Origin of the sequence: Bacillus paralicheniformis, assembly GCF_001042485.2 — a bacterium.
Classification (GTDB): Bacteria; Bacillota; Bacilli; order Bacillales; family Bacillaceae; genus Bacillus; species Bacillus paralicheniformis.
This window is the reverse complement of record NZ_LBMN02000009.1, coordinates 111,570-137,108: the sequence shown is the minus strand read 5'-3', so window position 1 is coordinate 137,108 and position 25,539 is coordinate 111,570. Positions and strand designations below refer to the sequence as shown.

Here is a 25,539-nt window from a genome sequence, read left to right as displayed (position 1 = left end):
TATTTTGTCAACAGTCTGACAGCCTTCTCTTTACAAGGAAGGCTGTTTTTTTATGCATCTTCCCCTTTATAATGAAAAAAGACTGTATAAAGGAGGCTATTTAGCCATGAGTGTTGAGGAACATAAAAAAGAAGCGCCGGACCGCGTCAACTGCAAAGTTATTACTGTCAGCGATACAAGAACGGAAGACACAGATAAAAGCGGCCGGCTTATGAAAGAGTTTTTAGCGGAAGACGGTCATGAGATCGTTTCCTATGAGATTGTAAAGGATGAAAAGGAAATGATTCAAAAAGCTGTGCTGGAAGGCTGTCTTGATGACCGTATCGATGCCATCCTATTAAACGGAGGGACGGGCATTGCCTCTAGAGATGTAACAATCGAGTCGATCGTTCCTCTTTTTTCGAAAGAAATTCCGGGATTTGGGGAGATATTCCGCATGCTGAGTTATACAGAGGATATCGGAGCGGCTGCGATCCTTTCAAGAGCTGCAGCGGGTGTTATTCAAAACAAAGCCGTGTTTGCAACACCGGGTTCAAGCGGGGCGGTTAAGCTTGCAATGTCAAAGCTGATTGTGCCTGAGCTTGCCCATGTCATCAGAGAACTGAGAAAAGATATGAAAAAATAAAGCCGGAAAGCCCTCCGGCTGAACGCTGAATATGCACTGAACTTCATTCATAAAAAATGAATGAAGTTTTTTTTATAAAAAGGTTGAAAAAACCAGACTTCCTTGTTAAAGTGTATACATATTAAATGTATTTTTATTAAATAAAACTTATTTTTATACAAAAAAGAGCACCGAGATGAGAGGAGTTTTTCAAAATGACGCAAAAGAAAAAAGTGGTTTTAGCATATTCAGGAGGACTTGATACTTCTGTCGCGATAAAATGGCTGCAGGAACAGGGATATGATGTAGTGGCCTGCTGCCTTGACGTCGGGGAGGGAAAGGATCTCGCATTTGTTCAGCAAAAAGCGCTTCAAGTCGGGGCTTCTAATTCATATGTTATCGATGCAAAAGAAGAATTTGCGAAAGAGTTTGCACTGACCGCCCTCCAGGCCCATACGCTTTATGAAGGAAAGTACCCGCTTGTATCAGCTCTGTCCAGACCGCTGATCGCCAAAAAGCTGGTCGAAGTGGCTGAAAAAGAGAACGCCCAAGCCGTGGCTCACGGCTGCACAGGCAAAGGAAATGACCAAGTGCGCTTCGAGGTGTCCATTAAATCGCTCAATCCGGATTTAGAGGTACTGGCACCTGTGCGCGAATGGAAATGGTCGCGCGACGAAGAGATCGCGTATGCAGAAAAGCACGGCATTCCGATTCCGATCAATCTTGACAGCCCGTATTCAATTGACCAGAACCTGTGGGGCAGAAGCAATGAATGCGGAGTTCTGGAAGATCCATGGGCGGCGCCTCCTGAAGGGGCTTATGATTTGACGAAGCCGCTTGAAAAAACACCGGATACCCCCGATGTGATCGAAATCGCTTTTGAAGAGGGCATTCCGGTTTCCATTGACGGCGCTCATTACTCGCTGTCAGACTTGATTTTAAAGCTGAATGAACTGGCGGGCGCGCATGGAGTGGGGCGCATCGACCATGTTGAAAACCGCCTTGTCGGCATCAAATCACGCGAAGTGTACGAATGCCCGGGCGCGATGACTTTGATTAAGGCGCACAAAGAGCTTGAAGATTTGACATTAGTAAAAGAAGTGGCGCATTTCAAACCTCTGATCGAACAAAAAATGGCTGAAGTGATCTATAACGGCCTGTGGTTTTCTCCGCTTAAAGACGCGCTTTCCGGTTTCTTGAAAGAAACGCAGAAGCATGTCACGGGCGTCGTCCGCGTCAAGCTGTTCAAAGGCCATGCGATCGTTGAAGGGCGTAAATCCGAATACTCCCTGTATGATGAAAAACTGGCGACGTATACAAAAGACGATGCGTTCGATCATCACGCTGCCGTCGGCTTTATCGAGCTGTGGGGACTGCCGACGAAAGTAAACAGCATCGTCCAAAAAAAGGAGCAGATTAAAGCATGAAAAAGCTGTGGGGAGGCCGGTTCCAAAAAACACCGGAAAAATGGGTCGATGAGTTCGGCGCATCGATCCACTTTGACAAAACGCTCGTGAAAGAAGATATCGCAGGGTCTCTCGCTCATGCTTCCATGCTTGAAAAATGCGGCATTTTAACCGAAGCAGAAGCGGTCAAAATAAAAGAAGGCCTGACATCCCTTTTGCACAAAGCGGAAAAAAACGAACTCGATTTTTCAGTCGATTACGAAGACATTCACCTCAACCTTGAAAAAATGCTCATTGACGAAATCGGGCCGCTCGGCGGAAAGCTTCATACGGCCAGAAGCCGAAACGACCAGGTGGCGACGGATATGCACCTGTATTTAAAAGGGCACACAGAGCATATCATTGAGCTGATTACGGCTTTTCAACACGTGCTTATCGAAAAAGCGGAAGAACATGTGGAGACGATACTGCCGGGATACACCCATCTGCAGCGGGCGCAGCCGATCTCGTTCGCGCATCATTTGCTCGCTTACTTCTGGATGCTTGAGCGCGATAAAGAACGCTATCATGATTCATTCAAGCGGATTAACAAGTCCCCCCTTGGATGCGGGGCGCTCGCAGGAACAACATTTCCGATCGACCGTGAATATTCAGCAGGTCTGCTCGGGTTTGACTCGATATATGAAAACAGCTTGGACGGCGTCAGCGACAGGGATTTCATCCTTGAATTTTTAAGCGCGAGCAGCATTTTGATGATGCATCTGTCAAGATTCTCCGAAGAAATCATTCTTTGGTGTTCGCAGGAATTTAAATTCATTGAGCTTGATGACACTTATGCTACGGGGAGCAGCATGATGCCGCAAAAGAAAAACCCGGACATGGCAGAGCTTATCCGCGGGAAAACCGGACGCGTATACGGTGATCTGATCGGCCTCCTGACGATTATGAAAGGGCTCCCGTTAGCGTACAATAAAGATTTGCAGGAAGACAAAGAAGGTATGTTTGATACTGTGAAAACGGTCGAAGGAAGCCTTGAGATTTTTGCCGGCATGACGAAAACGATGACAGTGAACAAAAATATGATGAAAAAAGCAACGGAGCAGGATTTTTCAAATGCCACCGAACTTGCCGACTATCTGGCGAAAAAGGGCATGCCGTTCAGAGAGGCGCACGAAGTCGTCGGGAAGCTTGTCTACACTTGTATCGAAAAAGGCATTTATCTCAGCGGCCTGCCGTTTGAAGAGTTCGAAAAGGCAAGCGAACTGTTTGAAGAAGACGTCTACATCGTGCTCGACCCGCACCATGCCGTCGAAAAAAGGATGAGTGAAGGCGGGACGGGATTCAAAAAGGTGGAAGAAGCCATTCAAAAGGCGAAGCATTGTTTGAACAATTTTTAACACTTCCCGATTCGATTCATAACTGTGCGGCTTCATACGCAAAATAGATTTGTGAATCGAAAAGGGGTGTGGCAATGAAACAAGATCAGTCAAAACACGCATACATGTATGATGCCGACGGCGATAAAGAAACCGTTCAGCAAATCTCTGATGCCTATTTCAGCGGATTTGTCGCGCACGATGACGCACAGCCGTTAGCTGATGCAGATAAACAATAGAAAGCTGGAGCCCGTAACAGCGGGCTTCAGCTTTCTTCTGTCCAGCGACGATTGCAAATTTCCCGATGCTCCACATGTGATATACTCTGGCTTTTGTAGTAAAGTATAGGTAGATACATGCAATCATTTGCGAATACCGAGAACCAATGCCTGGGAGGGAAAGATGTGCGCCATGCGTTAATTACTGCCGGTTCAAAAGGTTTGGGGCGTAAAGTGACGGAAGCCCTGCTTGAAAAAGGCTACTCAGTGACGGTGAATTACAGGCAGGACGAAGAAGCTGTCAGCCGCCTCAAAGAAAAATGGCGGTCATCCCTTGACCGTTTACAGTTTGTAAAGGGAGATGTCACCAAGAAAGAAGACCTGCTCCGGATGGTGAATGCCGCACTTGAGCGATTTGGAAAAATTGATCTTCTGATCAATAATGCCGGCCCATACATATTTGAACGAAAAAAGCTTGCAGATTATACTGATGATGAATGGTATGACATGCTTGAAGGCAACTTAAGCTCTGTCTTCCATCTGTTTAAAGCGGTTGTTCCGGTGATGAGGCGCCAGCGGTTCGGCCGCATCATCACATACGGATTTCAGGGGGCAGACCATGCGCCGGGCTGGCTGCATCGTTCCGCTTTTGGAGCGGCGAAAGTGGGGCTGGCTTCTTTAACAAAAACGATCGCCATTGAAGAAGCGGGCTCCGGCATCACAGCCAACATGGTTTGTCCAGGCAACATCGTCGGGGATATGAAAGAGGCTTCGATTTCAGAAGCGAGGGCGTCACTTGATGAGGAAACGCCGATCGGCAGGTCGGGAACCGGTGAAGATATCGCAAGGATCATCACTTTTCTATGCGATGAACATTCCGACTACATTACGGGAACAGTCATTGAAGCGACAGGCGGCTTGAATGTGATTAACCGTCATTCTCTTTAGACGTGCGAAATTAAAAAACAGGGGTGGATATGATGAAAGTGACATATCATGGTCATTCAGTGGTAACAGTTGAAACGGGAAATCATCAATTGATCTTCGATCCGTTTATTACAGGAAATTCTTTAACCGATTTAAAGCCGGAAGAGGTTAAAGCGGATGTTATTTTGCTGACCCACGGTCATAACGATCATGTCGGCGATACCGTCGAAATCGCCAAGCGAAATCATTCGCTCGTTGTAGCTCCGAATGAACTCGCGGTCTATCTGGGATGGAAAGGCCTGAATGTCCATCCGATGCATATCGGCGGCTCCCATCAGTTCGATTTTGGCCAAGTCAAGCTGACGCAGGCTTTCCACGGATCGGCTTATACGGAAGAAGACAGCCAAAAGATCGTCTATACCGGCATGCCGGCGGGGATCCTCTTGACTGTGGAAGGAAGGACGATTTTTCATGCAGGAGACACCGGGCTTTTCTCAGATATGAAGCTGATCGGTGAATTAAATCATATCGACCTCGCTTTCCTGCCGATCGGCGATAATTTTACGATGGGCCCGGAGGATGCCAAACTGGCCGCAGAATGGCTCAGGGCGAAACAGGTTGTACCGGTTCACTACTCGACGTTCCCCGTCATCGAACAGGACCCGCATGCATTTGCGGACAGCCTTCCCGGCGGCGTCGGAAAAGTGCTTGAGGTCGGTGAGTCAATCGAATTTAAATAAACTTGTTTTTAGAGGACCCGAATCCGGGTCCTTTTTTCGGTTGAACCGGTTATATGTCTATCAAAACATGTTAATGATGATATAATATAGGAATCGGATTGTTCTTGGGAGGATATTATGAGGGTATTGAAATACGCGATTTTGGGGCTCCTTGATCACGGGAGTTTGAGCGGCTACGATATGACAAGCCGCTTTAAAGCCGAATTGGGCCAATTTTGGAGCGCCAAGCACAGTCAGATTTATCCCGAGCTGAAAAAGCTGACGGATGAAGGATTTATCGAATATGAAACGGTGATCCAAGGCTCAAAATTAGAAAAGAAAATGTATTCCATCACAGAGGCCGGAAAGCGTGAACTTCACGGATGGCTTACGGAATTCAAACCGGTCCCCGATACGGTAAAAGATGAATTTATGCTGAAAGCTTATTTTATCTCTTCGATGGAACGTGATGAAGCGAAAAGGCTTTTTGCCGATCAGCTTCAAAAGCGGGAGGAGAAAGCCGTTTTTTTAAAAAATAAGCTCGAAGAATTGAAGCGCGAAGCGGGTGAATCGATAACTTTCCGCTCGCCTCATTTCGGCCATTACCTTGTATTGACCCGGGCGCTGGAGCGGGAAAACGGCTATTGCTCATGGCTTGAAAAAGCGCTTCTTCTGATGGAGAATGATCGCTCTTAGACGGACATGATGTTGCGAAGGCGGATTGCGGTTCAATTGCACAACCATTTATAATAAATATATCTAGCAGTCAGAGGATGAAGGTGAAACGATTGGCGACAAAACACGAACAGATTTTAAAATATATTGATTCTTTGTCCGTCGGCGAAAAAATCTCCGTCAGGCGGATTGCGAAGGAAATGAAAGTCAGTGAAGGAACTGCTTACAGAGCGATAAAAGAAGCCGAGAATAAAGGGTTTGTCAGCACGATCGAAAGGGTCGGAACGATCAGGATCGAGCAAAAGAAAAAAGAGAATATTGAAAAACTGACATACGCTGAAGTGGTCAATGTCATTGACGGCCATGTGCTTGGCGGAAAAGCAGGGCTTCATAAAACGCTCAACAAATTCGTCATCGGAGCGATGAAGCTTGATGCGATGATGAGATATACCGGGGCGGGCAACCTGCTGATTGTCGGCAACCGAATCGATGCGCACCGCCAGGCTTTGGAAGCGGGTGCTGCCGTGCTGGTGACCGGCGGTTTTGATACGGAGCCGGAGATTATTGAGCTTGCCGACAGGCTCGAGCTCCCGGTCATTTCTACAAGCTATGACACGTTTACTGTAGCCGCGATGATCAACAGGGCGATTTATGACCAGCTCATCAAAAAAGAGGTCGTGCTTGTCGAGGATATTTTGACCCCTTTGGAAAAAACGGTCTGCTTATCCCCTCATGAAAAGCTCGAAAGATGGTATGAGAAAAACTTTGAAACGGGGCATGGACGTTTTCCCATCGTTGACGAGCAGATGAAAATCCACGGCATTTTAACTTCAAAAGATGTTGCCGGATATGACCGCTCTGTATTGATTGAAAAAGTCATGACGAAAAACCCGATTACAGTAATCGGCAAAACGTCAGTCGCTTCAGCGGCGCAGATGATGGTCTGGGAAGGAATCGAAGTGCTTCCCGTCGTTGACGAGCGGCAAAAGCTGATCGGCATGATCAGCAGGCAGGACGTATTAAAGGCGCTTCAAATGATTCAGAAGCAGCCTCAGGTCGGCGAAAAACTCGATGACATTGTGACAGGCGGTTTCAAAGAATCGGACAATGACAAAAACAAGCCGGATCCGGTTTATCAATACGAAGTAACGCCGCAAATGACAAACCACTTGGGAACGATTTCCTACGGCGTGTTTACGACGATTTTGACCGAAGCTGCAAACCGTTTTTTGCGGTCGCACAAAAAAGGCGAACTCGTGATAGAGAGCATGACGATTTATTTTTTAAAGCCTGTGCAAATGGAGTCTGTCATTGAAATAAAACCGAACATTCTCGAAGCCGGGAGAAAGTTCGGAAAAATGGATATAGAAGTTTTTCACCAGGGTGCTCTCGTCGGCAAAGCGATGATGATGGTTCAGCTGATGGAAAGAAGCTAAGGGACGCGGCCAGTGTCCCTCTTTTCGCTTATGCGTTTTCCCGTTCGTTTTCTTTCGCAAGCAAAGGGACATAGTGCTTATAGGCTCTGTAGCCGGCCCACATGCTCCCGAGCCCGGTCAGCATAAAAATAACGCCGATGACGACAGCAAGCGTGCCGCGGTTTAAAAGCAGCTGATTGGCGCCGAAGAACATGATAAACAGGCCCAGACTCATGCTTGACTTGGCCGAATAGTATTCCCGTTCAATCGCTTTTTTGGTGCGCACATACCTTACTTTGAAGTACCCATAAGCTATCGCTGAAAACACAATGAAAAAAACAAAAAACGGCATAATCGACATCCTCCATTGTAAGTTTTACAAACCCATTGTATACATAATCGGGTTCGCTTTCTACAATAAAAAGTCATAACTTTCACTTTCCACCAACAACAGATTATGATTTAATGGTTAAAAACAAAGTAAAGAAGGGGCGCGTCATGAAAAAAGAAATCATCAGAACCATATCATTATATGACACGATCATTATACATAGACATGTGAGACCGGATCCCGATGCCTACGGATCCCAATGCGGCCTTGCGGAAATCCTGAGGGCAACCTATCCTGAAAAAAATATTTTCGCGGTCGGAACGCCCGAGCCTTCCCTCGCTTTTTTGTACACCCCGGATATGATTGAAGACCCGGTGTATGAAAATGCACTTGTCATCGTCTGTGACACGGCCAATCAAGCGAGAATTTCCGATTCGCGCTACAACATGGGCGACAAGCTGATCAAAATCGACCATCATCCGAATGAAGACCAATACGGCGACCTTTTATGGGTGGATACGAATGCGAGCTCGACGAGCGAGATGATTTACGAACTGTATTTAGCGGGTAAAGAACAAGCGGGATGGACGCTTCCGACAAAGGGTGCCGAACTGATCTATGCCGGCATTGTGGGGGATACAGGGCGCTTCTTATTTCCGAACACGACAAAAAAGACATTGAAATATGCCGGAGAGCTGATTGAGTATCCTTTTAATTCTCAGGCGCTTTTTAATCAATTGTATGAGACGAAATTAAATGTTGTGAGGCTGAACGGTTACATTTACCAGAATGTTTCTCTGTCCGAAAACGGTGTGGCGTCGGTATTCATCACCCGTGACATTTTGCATCAATACAATATTACGCCGTCTGAAGCTTCACAGCTTGTCAGCACGCTCGGCAATATTTCAGGAATCAAAGCATGGGTGTTTTTTGTGGAGGAAGCCGACCAGATCAGGGTAAGGCTTCGTTCAAAGGGGCCGATTGTCAATGAAGTCGCTAAAAAATACAACGGCGGAGGCCATCCGCTCGCAGCCGGTGCTTCCATCTATGACTGGAAAGACACCGATCTTGTCATCGCTGACTTGGAGCGCATATGCAAAGAAAACAAATAAGAGGGGAAGTCCCTCTTTTTTTGTGCAGTTCAACTGCAAGCGTTTGCATTATATTTTGCGAAAAAGTAAGCAGCAAAGTGTAAGCAGATCATTTTACGCATCACAGCTGCTGCTTATTCAGGTATAAACCATGATCCGATATCTGTTACATCCTCATAAACATGGATGTTTTGGGCTCTTAACTCTCTTTTGATAAGGGACGCGAGACTTTCGGTTTCCGCATAAGCCGAGTAGCCCAGCTTGATCCGGTTGACTTTATCTCTTGCCAGCTGATGGTAACTGTAAATGTACATTCTGCTTTCCTCCCTTTTTAAAAAAACTTACATATCGCTTACTGTCAGTTTAAATTAAAATATGGAAAAAAGCGACGAATGCATGTAAATCGTAAAAAAAAATCCATAATTTTATTCGGAAAAAGAGATTTTGATTTCAACGGAAAGCCGTGTATAAATCGTCAGTTCGGTGACTTTCGCTTTGTACGTTTTATCGTTTATCGTATACTCTTTATTTTCAATCGTCCGCTTTAAAAGCTCCTTCGTCCGGTAGACGCTTTCGATATCCTTTGTGATGACATCCGAAATATTATCCCGGATACGCTCTTCAAAGTTCATCATGTCGGGCTGTGACAATTTGTATTGCTTGCCGTTGATCAGCTTGACGTCGACGCTTTGAATCAGCAGTTTTCTTTTATTGTCTTCATTCAGCTTATGAAGGTCCTCCCGGTAAATGGTGATCTGGTCATTTAAATCATTGATGCGCTCTTTCTGTTCTCTTATCAAGACGACCTGCTTCTCCTGAAAGGTGCCGTATGTAAACAGGAACACGACCCAGCTGATGATGGCTCCGCACATCATTCCCGCAAAAAAACGCTGCCAACCCGGTTTTTTATAATAAGGAGGGATTCTCATGAGGAAATATGCTCCTGTGTGAGCCAATTGATGATCAGATAACCGGTCTGCGCTCCTCCCATCGCCGAAAGAATCAGGAGAAGCTGTTTTACGATGTCTCTCGTATTGCCTTCGATAATGCCCCTTTCAAAGCTGTAGACCGCGTCAAACGTGCCGCCGATTGCCGCAACCAGCGCCCAGATTTTTAGACGGTTTGCGAGGCTTGTAATAATCGTTAAAGGCGGCTGTCCCGACAGATAGGCGCCGATCCCTCCGATTAAGCAACCGCCGAGAAGCACTCCTAGCGCAATAAAATAACAGCTGATAAAGTTTGGAAAAAAGGGCTGTTCAGGATCCATTCCGATCACCTCACCTTATCACACTATATGGATAAAGAAAGACAAGTATGATTGTTGATCAAAGAAAGAACATTTGTTTCTCATTCGATCCCATCATATAATGAAAAGAGACGGCTCGAAAAAGGAAGGGGTGACAGAAATGCCTTTTGTTCACCTGCAAGTACACAGCGGTTACAGCTTATTAAACAGCGCCGCTTCCGTAGAGGACCTCACGGCCAAAGCCAAAGAGCTGGGCTACAGCGCAATGGCGCTGACGGATGATGAGGTCATGTACGGGGCGGTGGAATTTTATAAATCATGCAAAAAACGCGGCATCAAGCCGATTATCGGGCTTACAGCCTCAGTTTTAACAGATGAAAAAGAACAGCTTTCATATCCGCTCGTTCTTTTGGCGAAAACAAACAAAGGCTACCAAAACCTGCTGAAAATCAGCAGCGTGTTGCAGTCGAAATCAAAAACCGGCATCAAAGAAAAATGGCTCAAAAGTTATCATGAAGGGCTCATTGCGCTGACAACGGGCGGGACAAGCCATGTTGAAGCGCTGTTGAAAGAAGGGCTGATTGAAGAGGCGAAGAACGCCGCCCTCCGCTGTCTTTCGATCTTCGGAGAGGGCAGCTTTTATTTGTCGTATCAGCCGTACAAGGGCGACCCGCTTCTTTCTGAACGCATTCTGGAGCTCAGCGAACATACGGGAATTCCGATTGCTGCAACCGGCGATGTACGCTACATCGAAAAAGAGGATGCGGCAGCTTATACGTGTTTAAAAGCGATTAAAGCGGGCGAGAAGCTGAACGAAGACATGAAGGCCGAAGGAGATCTGCATCTTGAGCTCAAGCCGCCCGCTGAAATGCTTGACATTTACAGGGATCGTCCGGACGCGTTGGAGAATACAGTCAAAATCGCGGATCTGTGCCAGGTGGACCTGAGCCTTGGCCAGACGCGCCTGCCGAAATATCCGGCGCCTTTCGGCAAGAATGCTGACGATTATTTGGCTGAGCTTTGCTTTCTCGGACTGGAAAAACGGTTCGATGCCGCTCCGAGGGAGTATGTCGAACGGCTTGAGTATGAGCTGAAAGTGATTCGCGACATGGCGTTCAGCGACTATTTTTTGATCGTCTGGGATTTCATGAAGTTTGCCCACGACAACGGCATTATCACAGGGCCGGGGCGGGGGTCGGCGGCCGGCTCTCTCGTCGCTTATACGCTGTTTATCACAGATGTCGATCCGATCAAGCACAAATTGCTGTTTGAACGGTTTTTAAATCCGGAGCGCATCAGCATGCCCGATATCGATATCGATTTTCCCGATACGAGAAGGGATGAAGTCATCCAATACGTGAAAAATAAATACGGGGCACTGCACGTAGCGCAAATTATCACGTTTGGTACATTGGCCGCAAAAGCGGCGCTCCGGGACGTCGGCAGGGTGATGGGCATCAGTCCGAAAGAAGCCGACCAGCTGGCGAAATTGATTCCGTCCAAACCTGGAGTGACGCTGAAAGAGGCGAGAGCTCTTTCTGTTGAACTGGACAAGCGCCTGAACGGGTCCAAGAAGCTTCAGGACATATTTAAAACGGCTCAGAAAATCGAAGGGCTTCCGCGGCATACGTCAATTCATGCGGCGGGCGTCGTGTTGAGCGAGGAGCCGCTGACGAATATCATACCGATACAGGAAGGACATGACGGTGTATATTTAACGCAATATTCGATGGGCTATCTCGAAGACTTGGGACTATTGAAAATGGATTTTCTCGGCTTGCGCAATTTAACGCTCATTGAATCGATCAAAACGCTGATCGAAAAAAGCGAGCGGGTCACCATCGATTTTTCGGCGATTCCCTATGAAGATGAACAGACGTTTAAGCTGCTGTCAGAAGGAGATACGACAGGTATTTTCCAGCTCGAATCAGCCGGCATGAGAAACGTTTTAAAAAGGCTCAAGCCATCAAGCCTTGAAGACATTGTCGCTGTCAATGCCTTGTACCGCCCGGGCCCGATGGAAAATATCCCGCTGTATATCGAACGAAAGCACGGACGGGTTGCCGTGTCTTATCCGCACGAGGATTTGGCCGAGATTTTGAAAGATACATACGGCGTGATCGTTTATCAGGAACAGATCATGATGATCGCATCGCGGATGGCGGGTTTCAGGCTTGGAGAAGCCGATCTTTTGCGAAGGGCGGTCGGCAAAAAAAACAAGGAAATTCTCGATACAGAGAGAAATCATTTTATTAGTGGATGCTTGAAAAAAGGGTATTCCGTACAAGCGGCTAATGAAGTATACGATCTGATTGTAAAATTCGCCAATTACGGTTTTAACCGGAGTCATGCGGTTGCATACAGCATGATCGGCTACCAGCTCGCTTATTTAAAAGCGCATTACCCCCTCTACTTTATGTGCGGCCTCTTGACGAGTGCGATCGGAAATGAGGAAAAGCTTGCTCAGTACATCTATGAAGCGAAAGGGAAAGGGCTGCATGTTTTAGGTCCTTCCATTAATAAGAGCGGCTATCCGTTCGTCGTGGAAAACGGGGCGCTGCGCTACAGTTTAAGGGCTGTTAAAGGCGTCGGGATTTCGGCTGTGAAAGAAATCTACAGGGCAAGAAAAGAAAAGCCGTTCGCAGATTTGTTTGACTTTTGTGTCAGGACTTCTGTGAAAAGCGTGAACCGGAAAACGATTGAAGCTTTAATTTTTGCCGGAGCAATGGATGAATTCGGTGAAAACCGGGCCACTTTGCTCGCTTCTGTCGATGTCGCGCTGGAGCATGCCGAATTGTTTGCAGGAGACAATGATCAGCTCGGCTTCTTTCTCGATGAAGGCTTGACAATTAAGCCGAAGTACGCCGAGACGGAAGAAATGCCGCTCGTCGACCTGCTGGCACACGAGAAGGAGACGCTCGGCATTTACTTTTCTGACCATCCGTTGAGCGTTCACCGCAAGAAGCTGGACCGTGCAGGTGCGCTGCCGATTATTCAGCTGCTCGCCTCCAGCCGTAAAAAGGCGGCTTTGGGCGGACTTTTGACGAAGATGAAGACGATCCGTACAAAAACGGGACAGACGATGGCTTTTCTGGAGCTGAGCGATGAAAGCGGGGAAATCGAAGCGGTTGTTTTTCCTGAACAGTTCAGACAGCTTTCCCCGATCCTGGAAGAAGGCGTATCGCTTTTTGCAGAAGGACGTCTTGAGACAAGGAATGAAAAGCGCCAGCTGATCATCGCCGGGGCATCGCTTGTCGAATCGCTTCATGCTAAAAAGCAGCCGTCCGTCTATATTAAAGTGGAGGAAAGTCAGCACACCCACGATATCTTTAAGAAAATCAGCAGCATCCTGCTTGAACACAAAGGGGAAACGCCGGTCTGCGTCTATTATGAAAAACGGAAACAAACGATGCAGCTGCCGGAAAGCTACAACATCAAGGCTGACCACGCTGCCCTCTACAGGCTGAAAAGCGTTGTAGGTGAGAAAAATGTCGTGCTCAGATAGCAGGTATTTTGAGCATTATTGATCAAAAAAGCGGTCAATTGTGTTATCATTTTTAAGATTCTAGGGTTCGTCTTACAAGAATCTTAAGCAGAAAACGAAGCAAAGTTTTTGGCAAAATTCCCTTGAAGGAGTGTTTGTTAACATGTCATTGAAAGAAAAAGCGCTGCATATGCACAAAGTAAACCAGGGCAAATTGGAATCAAAATCAAAAGTGCAGGTTCGCAATGCGGATGATTTAAGCCTTGCATATTCTCCGGGTGTGGCTGAGCCCTGCAAAGCGATTTACGATGATAACAGCAAAGTATACGATTATACAATGAAGGGAAACATGGTAGCAGTCGTCTCGGACGGAACGGCAGTGCTCGGTCTCGGCAATATCGGCCCTGAAGCCGCCCTTCCGGTTATGGAAGGAAAAGCGGTTCTTTTCAAAAGCTTTGCCGGTGTGGACGCATTCCCAATCTGTTTAAATACATCTGATGTCGACAAAATTGTTGAGACGGTCAAGCTGCTTGAGCCGACATTCGGCGGCGTCAATCTTGAAGACATTGCAGCGCCGAACTGTTTTGTCATTGAAGAACGCCTCAAAAAAGAAACAAAAATCCCGGTGTTTCACGATGACCAGCACGGTACTGCAATCGTTACGGTAGCCGGTCTCGTCAATGCGCTTAAGCTGTCTGGCAAATCGATGTCTTCCGTCAAAGTCGTGGCAAACGGCGCCGGGGCAGCGGGAATTGCCATTATTAAGCTTCTTTATCATTTCGGCGTGCGCGATATCATCATGTGCGACACGAAAGGCGCGATTTACGAAGGCCGTCCGAACGGCATGAACGCTGTTAAAGATGAAGTCGCAAAATATACGAACAAAAACCGCATAGACGGATCGCTCAAAGATGTGATCAAAGACGCCGATGTCTTTATCGGAGTTTCCGTCGAAGGCGCTTTGACAAAAGAAATGGTTGAAAGCATGGCTGACAAACCGATCATCTTCGCCATGGCGAATCCAAATCCTGAAATCATGCCTGCTGAAGCGCATGAAGCCGGAGCAAGCGTCGTTGGAACGGGACGCTCTGACTTCCCTAACCAAGTGAACAACGTTCTCGCATTCCCCGGCATCTTCCGCGGGGCGCTCGACGTCCGCGCGACACATATTAACGAAGAAATGAAAATCGCCGCGGTTGAGGCGATCGCATCACTCGTTTCCGACGAAGAGCTGAGCCCCGAATATGTCATTCCGGCTCCGTTCGATCCAAGGGTCGCACCGGCCGTTGCCAAAGCGGTAGCGAAAGCCGCGATGGAAACAGGTGTTGCACGAATCGATGTCGATCCTGAAGAAGTCGCTGAAAAGACAAGAAAGCTTGCAGTAATTGAAGGAAAATAAAACTCCATTTTTGTGATCAGCGCGTGATTGCTCTGGCCTAAAGAGCCGTCACGCGCTGTTTCTCGAATATGATGTACAGTTTTTCCTCTTATTGGGGACACTTGTAAGGGAATATGCGGGCTGTAAAAAATTTTTTCAAATCGCTTTTCCGGACTTTTGTATCCGCTCTCAAGGCTGATATATCAATTTGTCAGTCTCTAACCGCATCAAGTGCGATTCGGCTGTTTGCCGGTCAAAAATGTCGAATTGAGGATGACACCGTTTGACAAAAAAAGTACAATAGTTTCGGTATAGTGATGTTCTAGTCTATAAACAGGACAGGCATACATGAAGAAAACCCTTCAGAAAAGGGAGGTAATCTTTTGTTAAAAGATATATTCAGCAAAAAGAAAAAAAAATACGCTTCCGTTCCCGCGGAATCAGCAAAGCAAGATGTACCGGAAGGGATCATGACAAAATGCCCGGATTGCAAAAAAATCATGCTCACAAAAGAGCTGGATAAAAACTTAAGGGTCTGCATGAACTGCGGTTACCATCTTCAAATGAACGCGAAGCAGCGTATAAAAAGCCTGCTGGACGATGGCTCCTTTGAAGAATTCAATCAGGATATGATGTCTGAAAACCCGCTGGAATTCCCAGGATACCTTGAGAAACTGCAAAAAGACCGGGAAAAAACATCGCTGAATGAAGCGGTTGTCACCGGAAAAGGGACGGTTGACGGATCTCCGGCAGTCGTTGCCGTGATGGATTCATCTTTCAGAATGGGAAGCATGGGGTCTGTCGTAGGCGAAAAAATTACGCTGGCGATCGAAAAGGCAAGAGAAGAAAAAGTGCCTTTCATTATTTTTACCGCATCAGGCGGTGCGAGAATGCAGGAAGGCCTTCTCAGCTTGATGCAAATGGCTAAAACAAGCTCCGCTTTAAAGCTGTTCAGTGAAGAGCAGGGCTTGATCATTTCGGTGATGACACATCCGACAACAGGCGGTGTATCCGCAAGCTTTGCATCTCTCGGCGATTACAACCTTGCCGAGCCGGGCGCGCTGATTGGCTTTGCCGGAAGAAGAATTATCGAACAAACCATCCGTGAAGAACTGCCTGAGGATTTTCAGACTGCGGAATTTCTGTTAAAGCACGGACAGCTTGATTCCGTCGTTCACAGAGCAGACATGAAAAAAACGCTCGGCAGCATTTTGAAAATGCACCAAACTGGAGGTGATCTCGAGTGGCTGGAGAATTAGAATTTGAAAAACCGGTGGTCGAACTGCGTGAAAAGATCGCCGAATTGAAAAGGTTCACACAGGATTCCGATATGGATTTAAGCTCTGAAATTACGAAGCTTGAAGCTCGTCTTGAAAGGCTTGAAGAAGACATTTATACAAATCTGAAAGCCTGGGACAGAGTCCAGATTGCAAGGCATCCGAACCGTCCGACAACGCTCGATTATATCGAACATCTCTTTACCGATTTTTTTGAATGCCACGGAGATCGATATTTCGGTGATGATGAAGCGATTGTCGGCGGAATTGCCAAATTCCGGGGCCTTCCTGTGACAGTGATCGGCCAACAGCGCGGCAAGGATACAAAAGAAAACATCCGCCGCAACTTCGGAATGCCGCATCCGGAAGGCTACCGCAAAGCGCTCAGGCTGATGAAGCAGGCCGATAAATTTAACAGGCCGATCATCTGCTTTATTGATACAAAAGGAGCATACCCTGGAAAAGCAGCTGAAGAGCGGGGGCAAAGCGAAGCAATTGCCAAGAATCTTTTTGAAATGGCGGGACTCTCTGTGCCGGTCATCTCGATCGTCATCGGGGAAGGCGGCAGCGGGGGAGCGCTTGCGCTCGGCGTCGCAAACCGCTTATTGATGCTGGAAAACTCAACTTATTCGGTGATCTCTCCCGAGGGAGCGGCTGCTATCCTCTGGAAGGATTCAGGACTCGCGAAAAAAGCGGCAGAAACAATGAAAATCACCGCTCCGGACCTTAAAGAATTGGATATTATAGATCATGTTATAAAAGAAGTAAGAGGCGGAGCGCACCGCGATGTAGAGCAGCAGGCCGCCTACATCGATGAAGCGCTGAAAAGAGAGCTTAAATCCTTGCTGAAACTGGATAAGAACGAGCTGATTCAACAAAGATATAACAAGTATAAATCAATTGGAAAAATTTCGACTGAAAACCAATTTGTTGGGATAAAATAAATAAACGTGAGGCCTTTGGCTCACGTTTATTTTTTATGGATAAAGGTGAAAAGTGAAAGGATTGTGTCTTTCACCCGCGATTTTTCAAAGAGTTTGCTTAAAATTTATTTAAAAACTTTTTGTTTAATTGTATAATGAGTAAGGTTTTATAGGGATTTTCGGAAAATTTTCATCCCTTTTTCATTGTTTTAGCGGCAATGAACGTGTTAAGGTAAATTATATATGTTTTCGAGGTGAAAAAGATGAAACGTATCGGAGTATTGACGAGCGGCGGAGATTCCCCGGGAATGAACGCGGCGGTCCGCGCGGTTGTCAGGAAAGCAATCTACCATGACGTAGAAGTATACGGAATTTACAACGGGTATTCAGGTTTAATCAGCGGAAAAATAGAAAAGCTTGAAATCGGTTCTGTCGGAGATATCATTCACCGCGGAGGAACGAAGCTATATACAGCAAGGTGTCCTGAGTTTAAAACGGTAGAAGGACGGGAAAAAGGAATAGCGAATTTAAAAAAATATGGTATAGAAGGATTAGTCGTCATTGGCGGAGACGGTTCTTATATGGGAGCGAAAAAGCTGACAGAACACGGTTTTCCTTGTGTCGGAGTGCCGGGAACAATCGACAATGACATCCCTGGAACAGATTTGACGATCGGATTTGATACGGCGTTAAATACCGTTATCGATGCCATCGATAAAATCAGGGATACAGCTACATCCCACGAACGTACATACGTGATTGAAGTAATGGGCCGCCATGCCGGGGACATTGCTTTATGGTCAGGTTTGGCAGGAGGCGCGGAATCCATTTTGATCCCTGAAGCTGACTACGATATGGAAGAAATTATTGCGAGGCTGAAAAGAGGGCATGAGCGCGGCAAAAAACACAGCATCATCATTGTGGCGGAAGGCGTCGGAAGCGGCGTTGAATTCGGCAAAAGAATTGAAGAAGCCACAAATCTCGAAACTAGAGTATCGGTGCTTGGACATATCCAGCGCGGCGGTTCTCCGACTGCAGCAGACCGTGTATTGGCAAGCCGTCTAGGGGCATTTGCGGTTGAACTGCTTCTTGAAGGAAAAGGCGGACGCTGTGTCGGAATTCAAAATAACCAGCTTGTGCATCATGATATCATTGAAATACTCGATCATAAACATACAATTGATCAAAGCATGTACCGCTTGTCTCAAGAACTGTCAATCTAGTGTAAAACCCGAGGAGGAAGCAATATGAGAAAGACTAAAATAGTTTGTACAATTGGGCCGGCCAGCGAAACTGTTGAAAAGCTCACCCAGCTGATGGAAGCCGGAATGAACGTGGCGCGCTTGAACTTTTCCCATGGAGATTTCGAAGAGCACGGCGCAAGAATTAAAAACATTCGCGAAGCAGCCGGCAAGCTGGGAAAAGATATCGGTATCCTTCTTGATACGAAAGGTCCGGAAATCCGCACGCACACAATGGAAGGCGGTTCAATCGAACTGGAAGCGGGTTCTCAGCTGATCGTGTCAATGGAAGAAGTCATCGGTACGCCTGAAAAAATCTCAGTTACATATGATGGGTTGATTCACGATGTATCAATTGGTTCAACGATTTTGCTTGACGATGGACTGATCGGACTTGAAGTCACTGATGTCAACAAGGACAAGCGTGAAATCGTCACGAAAGTAATGAACAGCGGAACGCTGAAAAACAAAAAAGGCGTGAATGTGCCGGGCGTCAGCGTCAATCTTCCGGGAATTACGGAAAAAGACGCTAACGACATTGTGTTCGGTATCGAGCAGGGTGTTGATTTTATCGCGGCATCTTTTGTGCGCCGTCCGTCGGATGTTCTTGAAATCCGCGAACTTCTTGAAGAGCACAATGCGGCAGATATTCAAATCATTCCAAAAATCGAAAACCAGGAAGGCGTTGACAACATCGATGCCATTCTTGAAGTATCAGACGGTCTGATGGTCGCACGTGGAGACCTTGGTGTTGAAATCCCTGCTGAAGAAGTGCCGCTCGTTCAAAAAGAACTGATCAAAAAATGCAATGCGCTTGGCAAGCCTGTTATCACGGCTACCCAAATGCTCGACAGCATGCAGCGCAATCCGCGTCCGACACGCGCGGAAGCGAGCGACGTTGCCAATGCGATCTTTGACGGAACTGACGCGATTATGCTTTCAGGTGAAACTGCTGCGGGAAATTACCCTGTTGAAGCCGTTCAGACGATGCACAATATCGCTTCCCGTTCAGAAGAAGCGCTCAACCATAAAAAGATCCTTTCTGCACGAAGCAAGCAAGTCAGCATGTCAATTACAGATGCCATCGGCCAGTCTGTGGCGCATACGGCAATCAACCTTGACGTGAATGCCATCGTCACACCGACAGAAAGCGGTCATACGGCGAGAATGATTTCCAAATATCGCCCGCAGGCGCCGATTGTCGCAGTTACGGTAAATGATGCGGTTTCAAGAAAGCTGTCTCTTGTCTTCGGTGTTTTCGCAACAAGCGGACAAAACCACAGCTCGACTGACGAAATGCTTGAAAAAGCAGTGCAAAAATCTCTCGACACAGGCATCGTACGCCACGGCGACTTGATCGTTATCACGGCCGGAGCTGTCGGTGAAGCCGGCACAACAAACTTGATGAAAGTGTATGTTGTCGGAGACGTGGTCGCAAAAGGCCAGGGAATCGGACGCAAATCCGCGTTTGGTGAAGTGGTCATCGCTCAAAATGCACAAGAAGCGGATAAAAAAATGAAAGATGGCGCCGTTTTGGTTACAAAAAGCACGGATCGTGACATGATGGCGTCCCTTGAAAAAGCGGCTGCGCTGATTACTGAAGAAGGCGGTTTAACCAGCCACGCGGCAGTCGTAGGCTTGAGCCTCGGCATCCCTGTCATCGTCGGAATGGAAAATGCGACTTCCATTCTCAAAGAGGGAGAAGACATTACGGTCGACTCCGCCCGCGGAGCTGTTTACAAAGGACGTGCAAGCGTACTTTAATCGCTTATTGAAGAAGAAGGGAAGCTTTCCCTTCTTTTTTTGCAGGCGACAGGGCGGCCGTTCGCTTCCATATTAGAATTATGAGGTGAAGACAATGAAGTTTTTCTTATTATTTCTCGTCATTTTTCCAGCGAGTGAAATCGGTCTGTTCCTCTTGTCCGCTAATTGGATCGGTGTCTTGCCGACCGTTTTGCTGATCATCTTGACGGGATTTCTCGGGGCCGCTCTCGCCAAAAAACAAGGAATCGAAGTTTACTACAAAGTTCAGCGCGATCTTCAGTATGGAAAAATGCCTGGGGATGCGATTTTGGACGGGCTTTGTATTTTCATAGGCGGCATGCTGCTTTTGCTGCCCGGCTTTTTATCGGATATCATCGGTTTACTGCTGCTGCTGCCGGCAACGCGCAGCCGTTTCAAACCGTTTATATCCCGCAAGCTGAAGAGGATGTCTGAAGGCAGGCGGATCAACATCATCAAATAACCCGATAAGCGGCGGCCCGCATTGGAAAAAGCAGGCTGCCGCTTATTTTTCATTTCCTTTAATAAACTGCCATACGTCTTTAAAAATACCTGTTGTAAAGAGAGCCTGAATGAGAACGAGAAGGGCGGGGCCCATGATCAATCCGAGAAAGCCAAACAATTTGAAACCGGCAAACAGCGCGATCAATGTTCCCAAAGGGTGAAGTCCGATTGACCGGCTCAAAATCTTCGGTTCGGCCAGCTGCCTGAAGACGAGCACGACGATGTACAGGACTCCGAGGCCGATCGCAAGCGGCAGCTGCTTGGATGCTGCTAAATAGACGATCCACGGCACAAATACAGACCCCGCTCCCAAATACGGCAGCAGGTCGACCAGCCCGATGAGAAAAGCGATGGCGACAGCATGATTAACCTTCAACACAGAAAGCCCGATCAACACCAGCACCATCGTCATCGCCACAAGGGTAAGCTGGGCCTTGACAAAGCCTGCCAGCGCTCTTTTCAATTCCGCATAGACAGCCGCTGCACCCGAGATCAGCCGATCAGGAAGAACAGACCGCGCCTTGTTTTGTATTTTATGCAAATCTTTGCTGATAAAAAAAGTGGCCAGGAGCGAAAAGATCAGCACGGCCGCCATATTCGGCAGAAAGGCGAAAAAGAGGGGCACCATCTCAAGAATTTTTGAAAGAAACAAAGCGGTGCCTGATGCGAGTTCACTGCCCAAATTTTGGACCTGTGTAATGATCGATTCCTGCTGGGCGGCTTCGAGCCCGTCAAAAAAAGCGGCAAGCTGATTATACAGCGGCATGATTTGATTCGTAAAAAACGATTCGATATAAAGAGCGGCTTTATTAAACTGGACGGGGAGTATTTTAGCCAAATGAGCCGTTTCAGAGACAATCTCGGCAACGACCAGTGTCAAAAAGCCGGCTCCGGCGATCAAAAAGCCGCATAGCACGATGCCGACATTAACGCCTCTCGGGAGCCCGGTCCGCTTATCGAGCCATTCCACAAAAGGGTTGATCATGATGGCGAGAATAAGCGCAATCACAAAAGGATAGGTTAACGGAAAAGAGTAGTAGCCGACCGCTCCGCAAGCAGCGGTCAAAAACAGCACATACACTGCCCGAAGCGCAGCTGTGAGATAGGATTGATTCAATTCTGCATCCTCCTGATATTAGAAAGCATGTCCTTATTTCATTTTATTCTTGAGTCCTGTTATTATGAGAAAGGTCATAAAAAAATGGAGTTGAATACAGCATGTTTACTCAAGCTAATTTATTTTTGATCCTGCTTTTGGCCATCGCATTAATCGCGAAAAATCAGTCGTTGATCATCGCGGTATCCGTCCTGCTTTTGATCAAGCTGACCGGCCTCGATCAAAAGCTGTTTCCGGCCATCCAATCCAAAGGGATTAACTGGGGAGTTACCGTTATTACAATAGCGGTCCTTGTGCCGATTGCCACTGGAGAGATCGGCTTTAAACAGCTTGGCGAAGCGATGAAATCATATTACGCATGGATCGCACTCGGGGCGGGCATTCTCGTAGCATTGATCGCCAAAAACGGGATCACATTGCTCGCGGAAGACCCGCATATCACCACCGCTCTTGTATTTGGAACGATTTTAGCGGTCGCTTTATTCAAAGGTGTTGCCGTCGGCCCGCTCATCGGTGCCGGGATCGCCTATCTTGTCATGCAGGCTGTCCAGCATTTTACATCTTAGAAATGCGGGCCAGCTCCCCCTGTTTCAGGGGGTTTTTTAGTTTGAAAAAACGTTCGCAACTAAAAATAAACATACATAACGCAGTTAAAACTCCTAAAAATCTGTAAATAGAAGTCAGCTGGTGCAAAAAAATAAGGCCCTCTATAAAAGAGGGCTCAGTTTGTCAAAAACCTGTGTGGGGAAATATGACCGTTTATTTCGAATTTGTGGGTTTTTATTTGTGGAGTCTTCAGCAGGTAAGCTTGGATAAAAAGAAAAAATGATCTATCGTCTCTTTCGGGCTGAAACGCTTGCATCAGTTATCGCATCCTTTATTATGATGGCTGTCGAATTGGGAGTTCTGTTCAGTGCCGGAGAGTTTATTTTTTCTGCTAACTGAGACGTCGGATATGATTGCGGCGCGGACGGCAGCAAGTGATTTTAGTGAACGAAAGAGAAAAATTGCTAGAAAACAGAAAGAAATTGAAGAAACCATCAAAAAATTGAAGGATATGAAGATGTCATTTTCACAAAAGAAAGAGAACTAAAGAAGCAAAAAAAGCAAACCCAGAAAGAGGGCTGTCATCATCTCGATAAGATTGTATAAAAGACTAATCATGCCAACAACTTCTCATTACAATGATAAGAGCCTGCTTAGGTTGAGGCAGCAGGCTCTTATCATTTTTGAGATTATTTTTTTGTATAACGCACCCAGTCGTAATGAGCGTATAGAGGTGTTACACCGTTGTAGGAACCGAGCCAGTCATCGACACCAATACCATTCCACAAGTTCATCATGATCTTTCCTGGCGTAGTCGGAATTTGGCTCGTCGCGGTATGTTTTAATTGCCCATCGACATACCATTTAATCGAGTTTGGCTGCCAATCGAACGCATACGTATGATAGGAATTGGATGCATCAAATCCGAGATTCACAAGCTTCTCATGGTTTCCTACACCATTCGTATAGTAGTTAAACTGAACCTTTGTTGTGTCTTTTCCTAAAAATTCGATATCAATCTCATCCCAAGGAGTTCCATCCGTTGGACCTGTGTAAGTGAAGAACGATGAAACGATCCCTACGTTTTTAGCTGGTTTCATTCTGACTTCATAAAGTCCATATCCATATGTTTGAACAGAGCGATTTTCCCCGCAGTCAAACTTGTTATAAGATGGACTTGTTAGCCCCAAACGCATTTCACCTAATGATGTCATTGATACGTTATTTGCACGCCAAGTGCAGTTGAACACACCTCCATTCGAATAACCATTTGCTTTCTGCCATACACCGGAGTTATAGCTGTTAAAAGGGTCAAAAAACGATCCGCCTGCTTGAGCCGAGGCAGTAGAAGTGACTGCAGACAAACTCAAAAACAATCCGGTGACAAGAAGCAGCAACACTCGTTTCATACGATAAGGCATGTGGCATTCCCCTTTCTTTGAAAACGTTTTCTTTATCGATCATACCTGATTCTTTTAAAAGGGAACATCAGTCAAAATAATGATAATAACTTTTCATTCATAAAAACTCCCCCCGTTTGTTTTAAAACGGATGAAGGGGACTTGCTGTAAAGTAACAAGTAAAAGATTTTATCTCTTTTTCTTTTGTTTATAAATTTATTATAGGTGAAAATCATAAACCGATTAGTATGAAAGAACTGGAGGAATACGTCTGTCCACTTTTAATAAAAATCCCTTCCCAAAACCTCCCTCAAATAGATACAGAAGAATACATGATTCTACAAAGCTGTCGATTGATAATAAATAACTACGAACCCTTGATTTATAAGGCTTTGAAAGCATTTTTGATCAAAAACCTACAAATTTATCAGATTATTGTTTATAATATAAATATGCTTAATCTTTATTAAGCATATCGGAGTATCGAACGGTATATAGAAACGCACGATTGTTTTATTTGAAAAACGATTTAATGTAAGCATTTTCTTTTTGGGTTGAAGAAGATGTATACAACATGCGTTGTTTTTGCTCCTAGGTTTTGGTTTAATTTTAAAAGGGGAAATTTTTAAAAAAAGGGAGAGATGAGTATGACAGCAACACGCGGCCTTGAAGGGGTAGTCGCCACTACATCATCAGTAAGTTCAATTATTGATGATACTCTTACATATGTAGGGTATAACATCGATGATTTGACAGAAAAAGCTAGCTTTGAAGAAGTTGTTTATCTGCTTTGGCATTTAAAGCTGCCGAACAAAGAGGAGCTCGCAGAGCTTAAAAAACAGCTTTCTGAAAATGCCGGTATCCCCAAAGAAGTGATTGACCATTTCAAATCCTACTCGAATGGAAAAGTCCACCCGATGGCAGCTCTTCGGACAGCCGTTTCTTTACTCGGACTGTTTGACGAAGAAGCAGATCAAATGGATGCGGAAGCAAACTACAGAAAAGCGGTGCGTCTCCAAGCGAAGATGCCTGCGCTTGTCGCTGCTTTTTCAAGAATCCGCAAAGGGCTCGAGCCGATTGAGCCGAATCCGGAACTCGGTTTTGCCGCCAACTTTCTCTATATGCTGAATGGAAAAGAACCTTCACCTGTTGAAGTGGAAGCGTTTGACAAAGCCTTGATTCTGCATGCGGATCATGAGCTGAACGCATCTACGTTCACAGCCAGAGTATGCGTCGCGACGCTTTCAGACGTCTACTCAGGGATCACGGCCGCAATCGGGGCCTTGAAAGGTCCGCTTCACGGCGGAGCAAACGAAGCAGTTATGAAAATGCTTTCTGAGATTGGCGAGGTTGAAAACGTAGATTCATATATTCACGCCAAGCTTGAAAAGAAAGAAAAGATCATGGGGTTCGGCCACCGCGTATACCGCCAGGGCGATCCCCGCGCAAAACATTTGAAGGAAATGAGCAGACGTTTGACGAATTTAACGGGTGAAAGCAAATGGTATGAGATTTCAGAGCGGACTGAGGAAATCGTCACGTCTCAGAAAAAGCTGCCGCCAAACGTAGACTTTTATTCTGCGTCGGTTTATCATAGCTTAGGAATCGACCATGATCTGTTCACGCCGATTTTTGCGATCAGCAGGGTATCAGGCTGGCTCGCTCACATTCTCGAACAGTATGAAAATAACCGACTGATTCGTCCGCGGGCTGATTACACCGGCCCTGACATGCAGACGTTCATTCCGATTGAAGACAGAAGCTGACCGTTTGAAAGGAGGCTGTTCGAGCTTTGTTCGGCCGGCCTCTTAACGGCTTTCTTAGGAAACAACGATTTCATGAATCTATGAAAAAACATGTTTGTCCCCCGCCAAACGGG

24 protein-coding genes and 1 pseudogene are annotated in these 25,539 nt (G+C 46.4%); 19 read left to right on the top strand and 6 right to left on the bottom strand.

Going from position 1 to position 25,539, the window contains the following annotated elements; translation table 11 throughout:
* Positions 1–106 precede the first annotated feature (106 nt).
* The 8 genes from ACH97_RS08230 to ACH97_RS08200 all read left to right on the top strand — a co-directional run bounded on the left by ACH97_RS08230 (position 107) and on the right by ACH97_RS08200 (position 7,361).
* Positions 107–625, top strand: coding sequence for a MogA/MoaB family molybdenum cofactor biosynthesis protein (locus ACH97_RS08230; RefSeq protein WP_023855497.1), 519 nt, complete (start codon positions 107–109; stop codon positions 623–625).
* A gap of 194 nt (positions 626–819) precedes the next feature.
* Positions 820–2,031: an argininosuccinate synthase gene (locus tag ACH97_RS08225; protein ID WP_020452576.1), complete on the top strand. Its 1,212-nt coding sequence runs from the start codon at positions 820–822 to the stop codon at positions 2,029–2,031.
* Positions 2,028–3,407, top strand: coding sequence for an argininosuccinate lyase (gene argH, locus ACH97_RS08220; RefSeq protein ID WP_020452575.1), 1,380 nt, complete (start codon positions 2,028–2,030; stop codon positions 3,405–3,407). Before ACH97_RS08225 ends, argH begins: the two co-directional genes overlap by 4 nt.
* A 74-nt stretch (positions 3,408–3,481) precedes the next feature.
* Positions 3,482–3,625, top strand: a complete 144-nt coding sequence (locus ACH97_RS23730; protein WP_020452574.1) for a hypothetical protein — start codon at positions 3,482–3,484, stop codon at positions 3,623–3,625.
* 165 nt (positions 3,626–3,790) lie between these two features.
* Entirely contained in the window at positions 3,791–4,552 is a 762-nt protein-coding gene (locus ACH97_RS08215; protein WP_023855495.1) for an SDR family oxidoreductase, read from the top strand.
* A gap of 32 nt (positions 4,553–4,584) precedes the next feature.
* Positions 4,585–5,271: a metal-dependent hydrolase gene (locus ACH97_RS08210; protein WP_020452572.1), complete on the top strand. Its 687-nt coding sequence runs from the start codon at positions 4,585–4,587 to the stop codon at positions 5,269–5,271.
* Positions 5,272–5,388: 117 nt separating this feature from the next.
* Positions 5,389–5,946 (top strand): PadR family transcriptional regulator, encoded by a 558-nt coding sequence (locus tag ACH97_RS08205; protein WP_020452571.1) that lies wholly within the window; start codon positions 5,389–5,391, stop codon positions 5,944–5,946.
* Between the two features lie 92 nt (positions 5,947–6,038).
* Positions 6,039–7,361, top strand: coding sequence for a CBS domain-containing protein (locus ACH97_RS08200; RefSeq protein ID WP_020452570.1), 1,323 nt, complete (start codon positions 6,039–6,041; stop codon positions 7,359–7,361).
* A 28-nt stretch (positions 7,362–7,389) separates the two neighbouring features.
* Here ACH97_RS08200 and ACH97_RS08195 read toward each other — a convergent pair whose 3' ends face one another.
* Positions 7,390–7,692, bottom strand: coding sequence for a YtpI family protein (locus tag ACH97_RS08195; RefSeq protein WP_020452569.1), 303 nt, complete (start codon positions 7,690–7,692; stop codon positions 7,390–7,392).
* A 146-nt stretch (positions 7,693–7,838) separates the two neighbouring features.
* On the opposite strand from ACH97_RS08195, the gene ACH97_RS08190 reads away from it, so the two are divergent.
* A complete protein-coding gene (locus ACH97_RS08190) occupies positions 7,839–8,783 on the top strand; it encodes a DHH family phosphoesterase (RefSeq protein WP_020452568.1) in 945 nt (314 codons plus the stop codon).
* A 113-nt stretch (positions 8,784–8,896) separates the two neighbouring features.
* Here ACH97_RS08190 and ACH97_RS08185 read toward each other — a convergent pair whose 3' ends face one another.
* From ACH97_RS08185 to ytrH, 3 genes are all read right to left on the bottom strand, one after another.
* A complete protein-coding gene (locus ACH97_RS08185; RefSeq protein WP_020452567.1) occupies positions 8,897–9,076 on the bottom strand; it encodes a YtzJ family protein in 180 nt (59 codons plus the stop codon).
* Positions 9,077–9,187: 111 nt separating this feature from the next.
* On the bottom strand, positions 9,188–9,691 hold the full coding sequence (gene ytrI / locus ACH97_RS08180; RefSeq protein WP_020452566.1) for a sporulation membrane protein YtrI: 504 nt from the start codon (positions 9,689–9,691) through the stop codon (positions 9,188–9,190).
* Positions 9,688–10,029 carry a sporulation membrane protein YtrH gene (ytrH, locus tag ACH97_RS08175; RefSeq protein ID WP_003184343.1) on the bottom strand — a complete coding sequence of 114 codons (342 nt, stop codon included), beginning with the start codon at positions 10,027–10,029 and terminating at the stop codon, positions 9,688–9,690. Before ytrH ends, ytrI begins: the two co-directional genes overlap by 4 nt.
* 139 nt (positions 10,030–10,168) lie before the next feature.
* Here ytrH and dnaE point away from each other — a divergent pair, with 139 nt between their 5' ends.
* The 7 genes from dnaE to ACH97_RS08140 all read left to right on the top strand — a co-directional run bounded on the left by dnaE (position 10,169) and on the right by ACH97_RS08140 (position 20,556).
* Positions 10,169–13,513: a DNA polymerase III subunit alpha gene (dnaE, locus tag ACH97_RS08170; protein WP_020452565.1), complete on the top strand. Its 3,345-nt coding sequence runs from the start codon at positions 10,169–10,171 to the stop codon at positions 13,511–13,513.
* A gap of 142 nt (positions 13,514–13,655) precedes the next feature.
* Positions 13,656–14,891: an NADP-dependent malic enzyme gene (gene ystJ, locus ACH97_RS08165; RefSeq protein ID WP_020452564.1), complete on the top strand. Its 1,236-nt coding sequence runs from the start codon at positions 13,656–13,658 to the stop codon at positions 14,889–14,891.
* 362 nt (positions 14,892–15,253) lie between these two features.
* Complete coding sequence (gene accD, locus ACH97_RS08160; RefSeq protein WP_020452563.1) at positions 15,254–16,129, top strand: acetyl-CoA carboxylase, carboxyltransferase subunit beta; 876 nt, start codon at positions 15,254–15,256, stop codon at positions 16,127–16,129.
* Positions 16,114–17,091 carry an acetyl-CoA carboxylase carboxyl transferase subunit alpha gene (accA, locus tag ACH97_RS08155; RefSeq protein ID WP_020452562.1) on the top strand — a complete coding sequence of 326 codons (978 nt, stop codon included), beginning with the start codon at positions 16,114–16,116 and terminating at the stop codon, positions 17,089–17,091. Before accD ends, accA begins: the two co-directional genes overlap by 16 nt.
* 242 nt (positions 17,092–17,333) lie before the next feature.
* On the top strand, positions 17,334–18,293 hold the full coding sequence (gene pfkA / locus ACH97_RS08150) for a 6-phosphofructokinase (RefSeq protein WP_020452561.1): 960 nt from the start codon (positions 17,334–17,336) through the stop codon (positions 18,291–18,293).
* A gap of 24 nt (positions 18,294–18,317) precedes the next feature.
* Positions 18,318–20,075: a pyruvate kinase gene (gene pyk / locus ACH97_RS08145; protein WP_020452560.1), complete on the top strand. Its 1,758-nt coding sequence runs from the start codon at positions 18,318–18,320 to the stop codon at positions 20,073–20,075.
* Positions 20,076–20,169: 94 nt separating this feature from the next.
* A complete protein-coding gene (locus tag ACH97_RS08140) occupies positions 20,170–20,556 on the top strand; it encodes an FxsA family protein (RefSeq protein ID WP_020452559.1) in 387 nt (128 codons plus the stop codon).
* Positions 20,557–20,598: 42 nt separating this feature from the next.
* On the opposite strand, the gene ytvI is transcribed toward ACH97_RS08140, so the two are convergent.
* A complete protein-coding gene (gene ytvI / locus ACH97_RS08135; protein WP_048350179.1) occupies positions 20,599–21,714 on the bottom strand; it encodes a sporulation integral membrane protein YtvI in 1,116 nt (371 codons plus the stop codon).
* A gap of 101 nt (positions 21,715–21,815) precedes the next feature.
* On the opposite strand from ytvI, the gene ACH97_RS08130 reads away from it, so the two are divergent.
* A complete protein-coding gene (locus tag ACH97_RS08130) occupies positions 21,816–22,280 on the top strand; it encodes a DUF441 domain-containing protein (RefSeq protein ID WP_020452557.1) in 465 nt (154 codons plus the stop codon).
* 265 nt (positions 22,281–22,545) lie between these two features.
* Positions 22,546–22,693: pseudogene (locus ACH97_RS23400) on the top strand (transporter); the annotation flags it as partial.
* 256 nt (positions 22,694–22,949) lie between these two features.
* Here the strand turns inward: ACH97_RS23400 and bglS are convergent.
* Positions 22,950–23,681 carry a beta-glucanase gene (gene bglS, locus ACH97_RS08120; RefSeq protein ID WP_020452556.1) on the bottom strand — a complete coding sequence of 244 codons (732 nt, stop codon included), beginning with the start codon at positions 23,679–23,681 and terminating at the stop codon, positions 22,950–22,952.
* A gap of 626 nt (positions 23,682–24,307) precedes the next feature.
* On the opposite strand from bglS, the gene citZ reads away from it, so the two are divergent.
* Positions 24,308–25,426: a citrate synthase gene (gene citZ / locus ACH97_RS08110; protein WP_020452555.1), complete on the top strand. Its 1,119-nt coding sequence runs from the start codon at positions 24,308–24,310 to the stop codon at positions 25,424–25,426.
* Positions 25,427–25,539 lie beyond the last annotated feature (113 nt).

Bases quoted from the DNA above. Each gene is read 5' to 3' on its own strand.
- ACH97_RS08230 (WP_023855497.1), top strand. From the start codon at position 107: ATGAGTGTTGAGGAACATAAAAAAGAAGCGCCGGACCGCGTCAACTGC.
- ACH97_RS08225 (WP_020452576.1), top strand. From the start codon at position 820: ATGACGCAAAAGAAAAAAGTGGTTTTAGCATATTCAGGAGGACTTGAT.
- argH (WP_020452575.1), top strand. From the start codon at position 2,028: ATGAAAAAGCTGTGGGGAGGCCGGTTCCAAAAAACACCGGAAAAATGG.
- ACH97_RS23730 (WP_020452574.1), top strand. From the start codon at position 3,482: ATGAAACAAGATCAGTCAAAACACGCATACATGTATGATGCCGACGGC.
- ACH97_RS08210 (WP_020452572.1), top strand. From the start codon at position 4,585: ATGAAAGTGACATATCATGGTCATTCAGTGGTAACAGTTGAAACGGGA.
- ACH97_RS08205 (WP_020452571.1), top strand. From the start codon at position 5,389: ATGAGGGTATTGAAATACGCGATTTTGGGGCTCCTTGATCACGGGAGT.
- ACH97_RS08195 (WP_020452569.1), bottom strand. From the start codon at position 7,692: ATGCCGTTTTTTGTTTTTTTCATTGTGTTTTCAGCGATAGCTTATGGG.
- ACH97_RS08190 (WP_020452568.1), top strand. From the start codon at position 7,839: ATGAAAAAAGAAATCATCAGAACCATATCATTATATGACACGATCATT.
- ACH97_RS08185 (WP_020452567.1), bottom strand. From the start codon at position 9,076: ATGTACATTTACAGTTACCATCAGCTGGCAAGAGATAAAGTCAACCGG.
- ytrI (WP_020452566.1), bottom strand. From the start codon at position 9,691: ATGAGAATCCCTCCTTATTATAAAAAACCGGGTTGGCAGCGTTTTTTT.
- ytrH (WP_003184343.1), bottom strand. From the start codon at position 10,029: ATGGATCCTGAACAGCCCTTTTTTCCAAACTTTATCAGCTGTTATTTT.
- dnaE (WP_020452565.1), top strand. From the start codon at position 10,169: ATGCCTTTTGTTCACCTGCAAGTACACAGCGGTTACAGCTTATTAAAC.
- ystJ (WP_020452564.1), top strand. From the start codon at position 13,656: ATGTCATTGAAAGAAAAAGCGCTGCATATGCACAAAGTAAACCAGGGC.
- pfkA (WP_020452561.1), top strand. From the start codon at position 17,334: ATGAAACGTATCGGAGTATTGACGAGCGGCGGAGATTCCCCGGGAATG.
- pyk (WP_020452560.1), top strand. From the start codon at position 18,318: ATGAGAAAGACTAAAATAGTTTGTACAATTGGGCCGGCCAGCGAAACT.
- ACH97_RS08140 (WP_020452559.1), top strand. From the start codon at position 20,170: ATGAAGTTTTTCTTATTATTTCTCGTCATTTTTCCAGCGAGTGAAATC.
- ACH97_RS08130 (WP_020452557.1), top strand. From the start codon at position 21,816: ATGTTTACTCAAGCTAATTTATTTTTGATCCTGCTTTTGGCCATCGCA.
- bglS (WP_020452556.1), bottom strand. From the start codon at position 23,681: ATGCCTTATCGTATGAAACGAGTGTTGCTGCTTCTTGTCACCGGATTG.
- citZ (WP_020452555.1), top strand. From the start codon at position 24,308: ATGACAGCAACACGCGGCCTTGAAGGGGTAGTCGCCACTACATCATCA.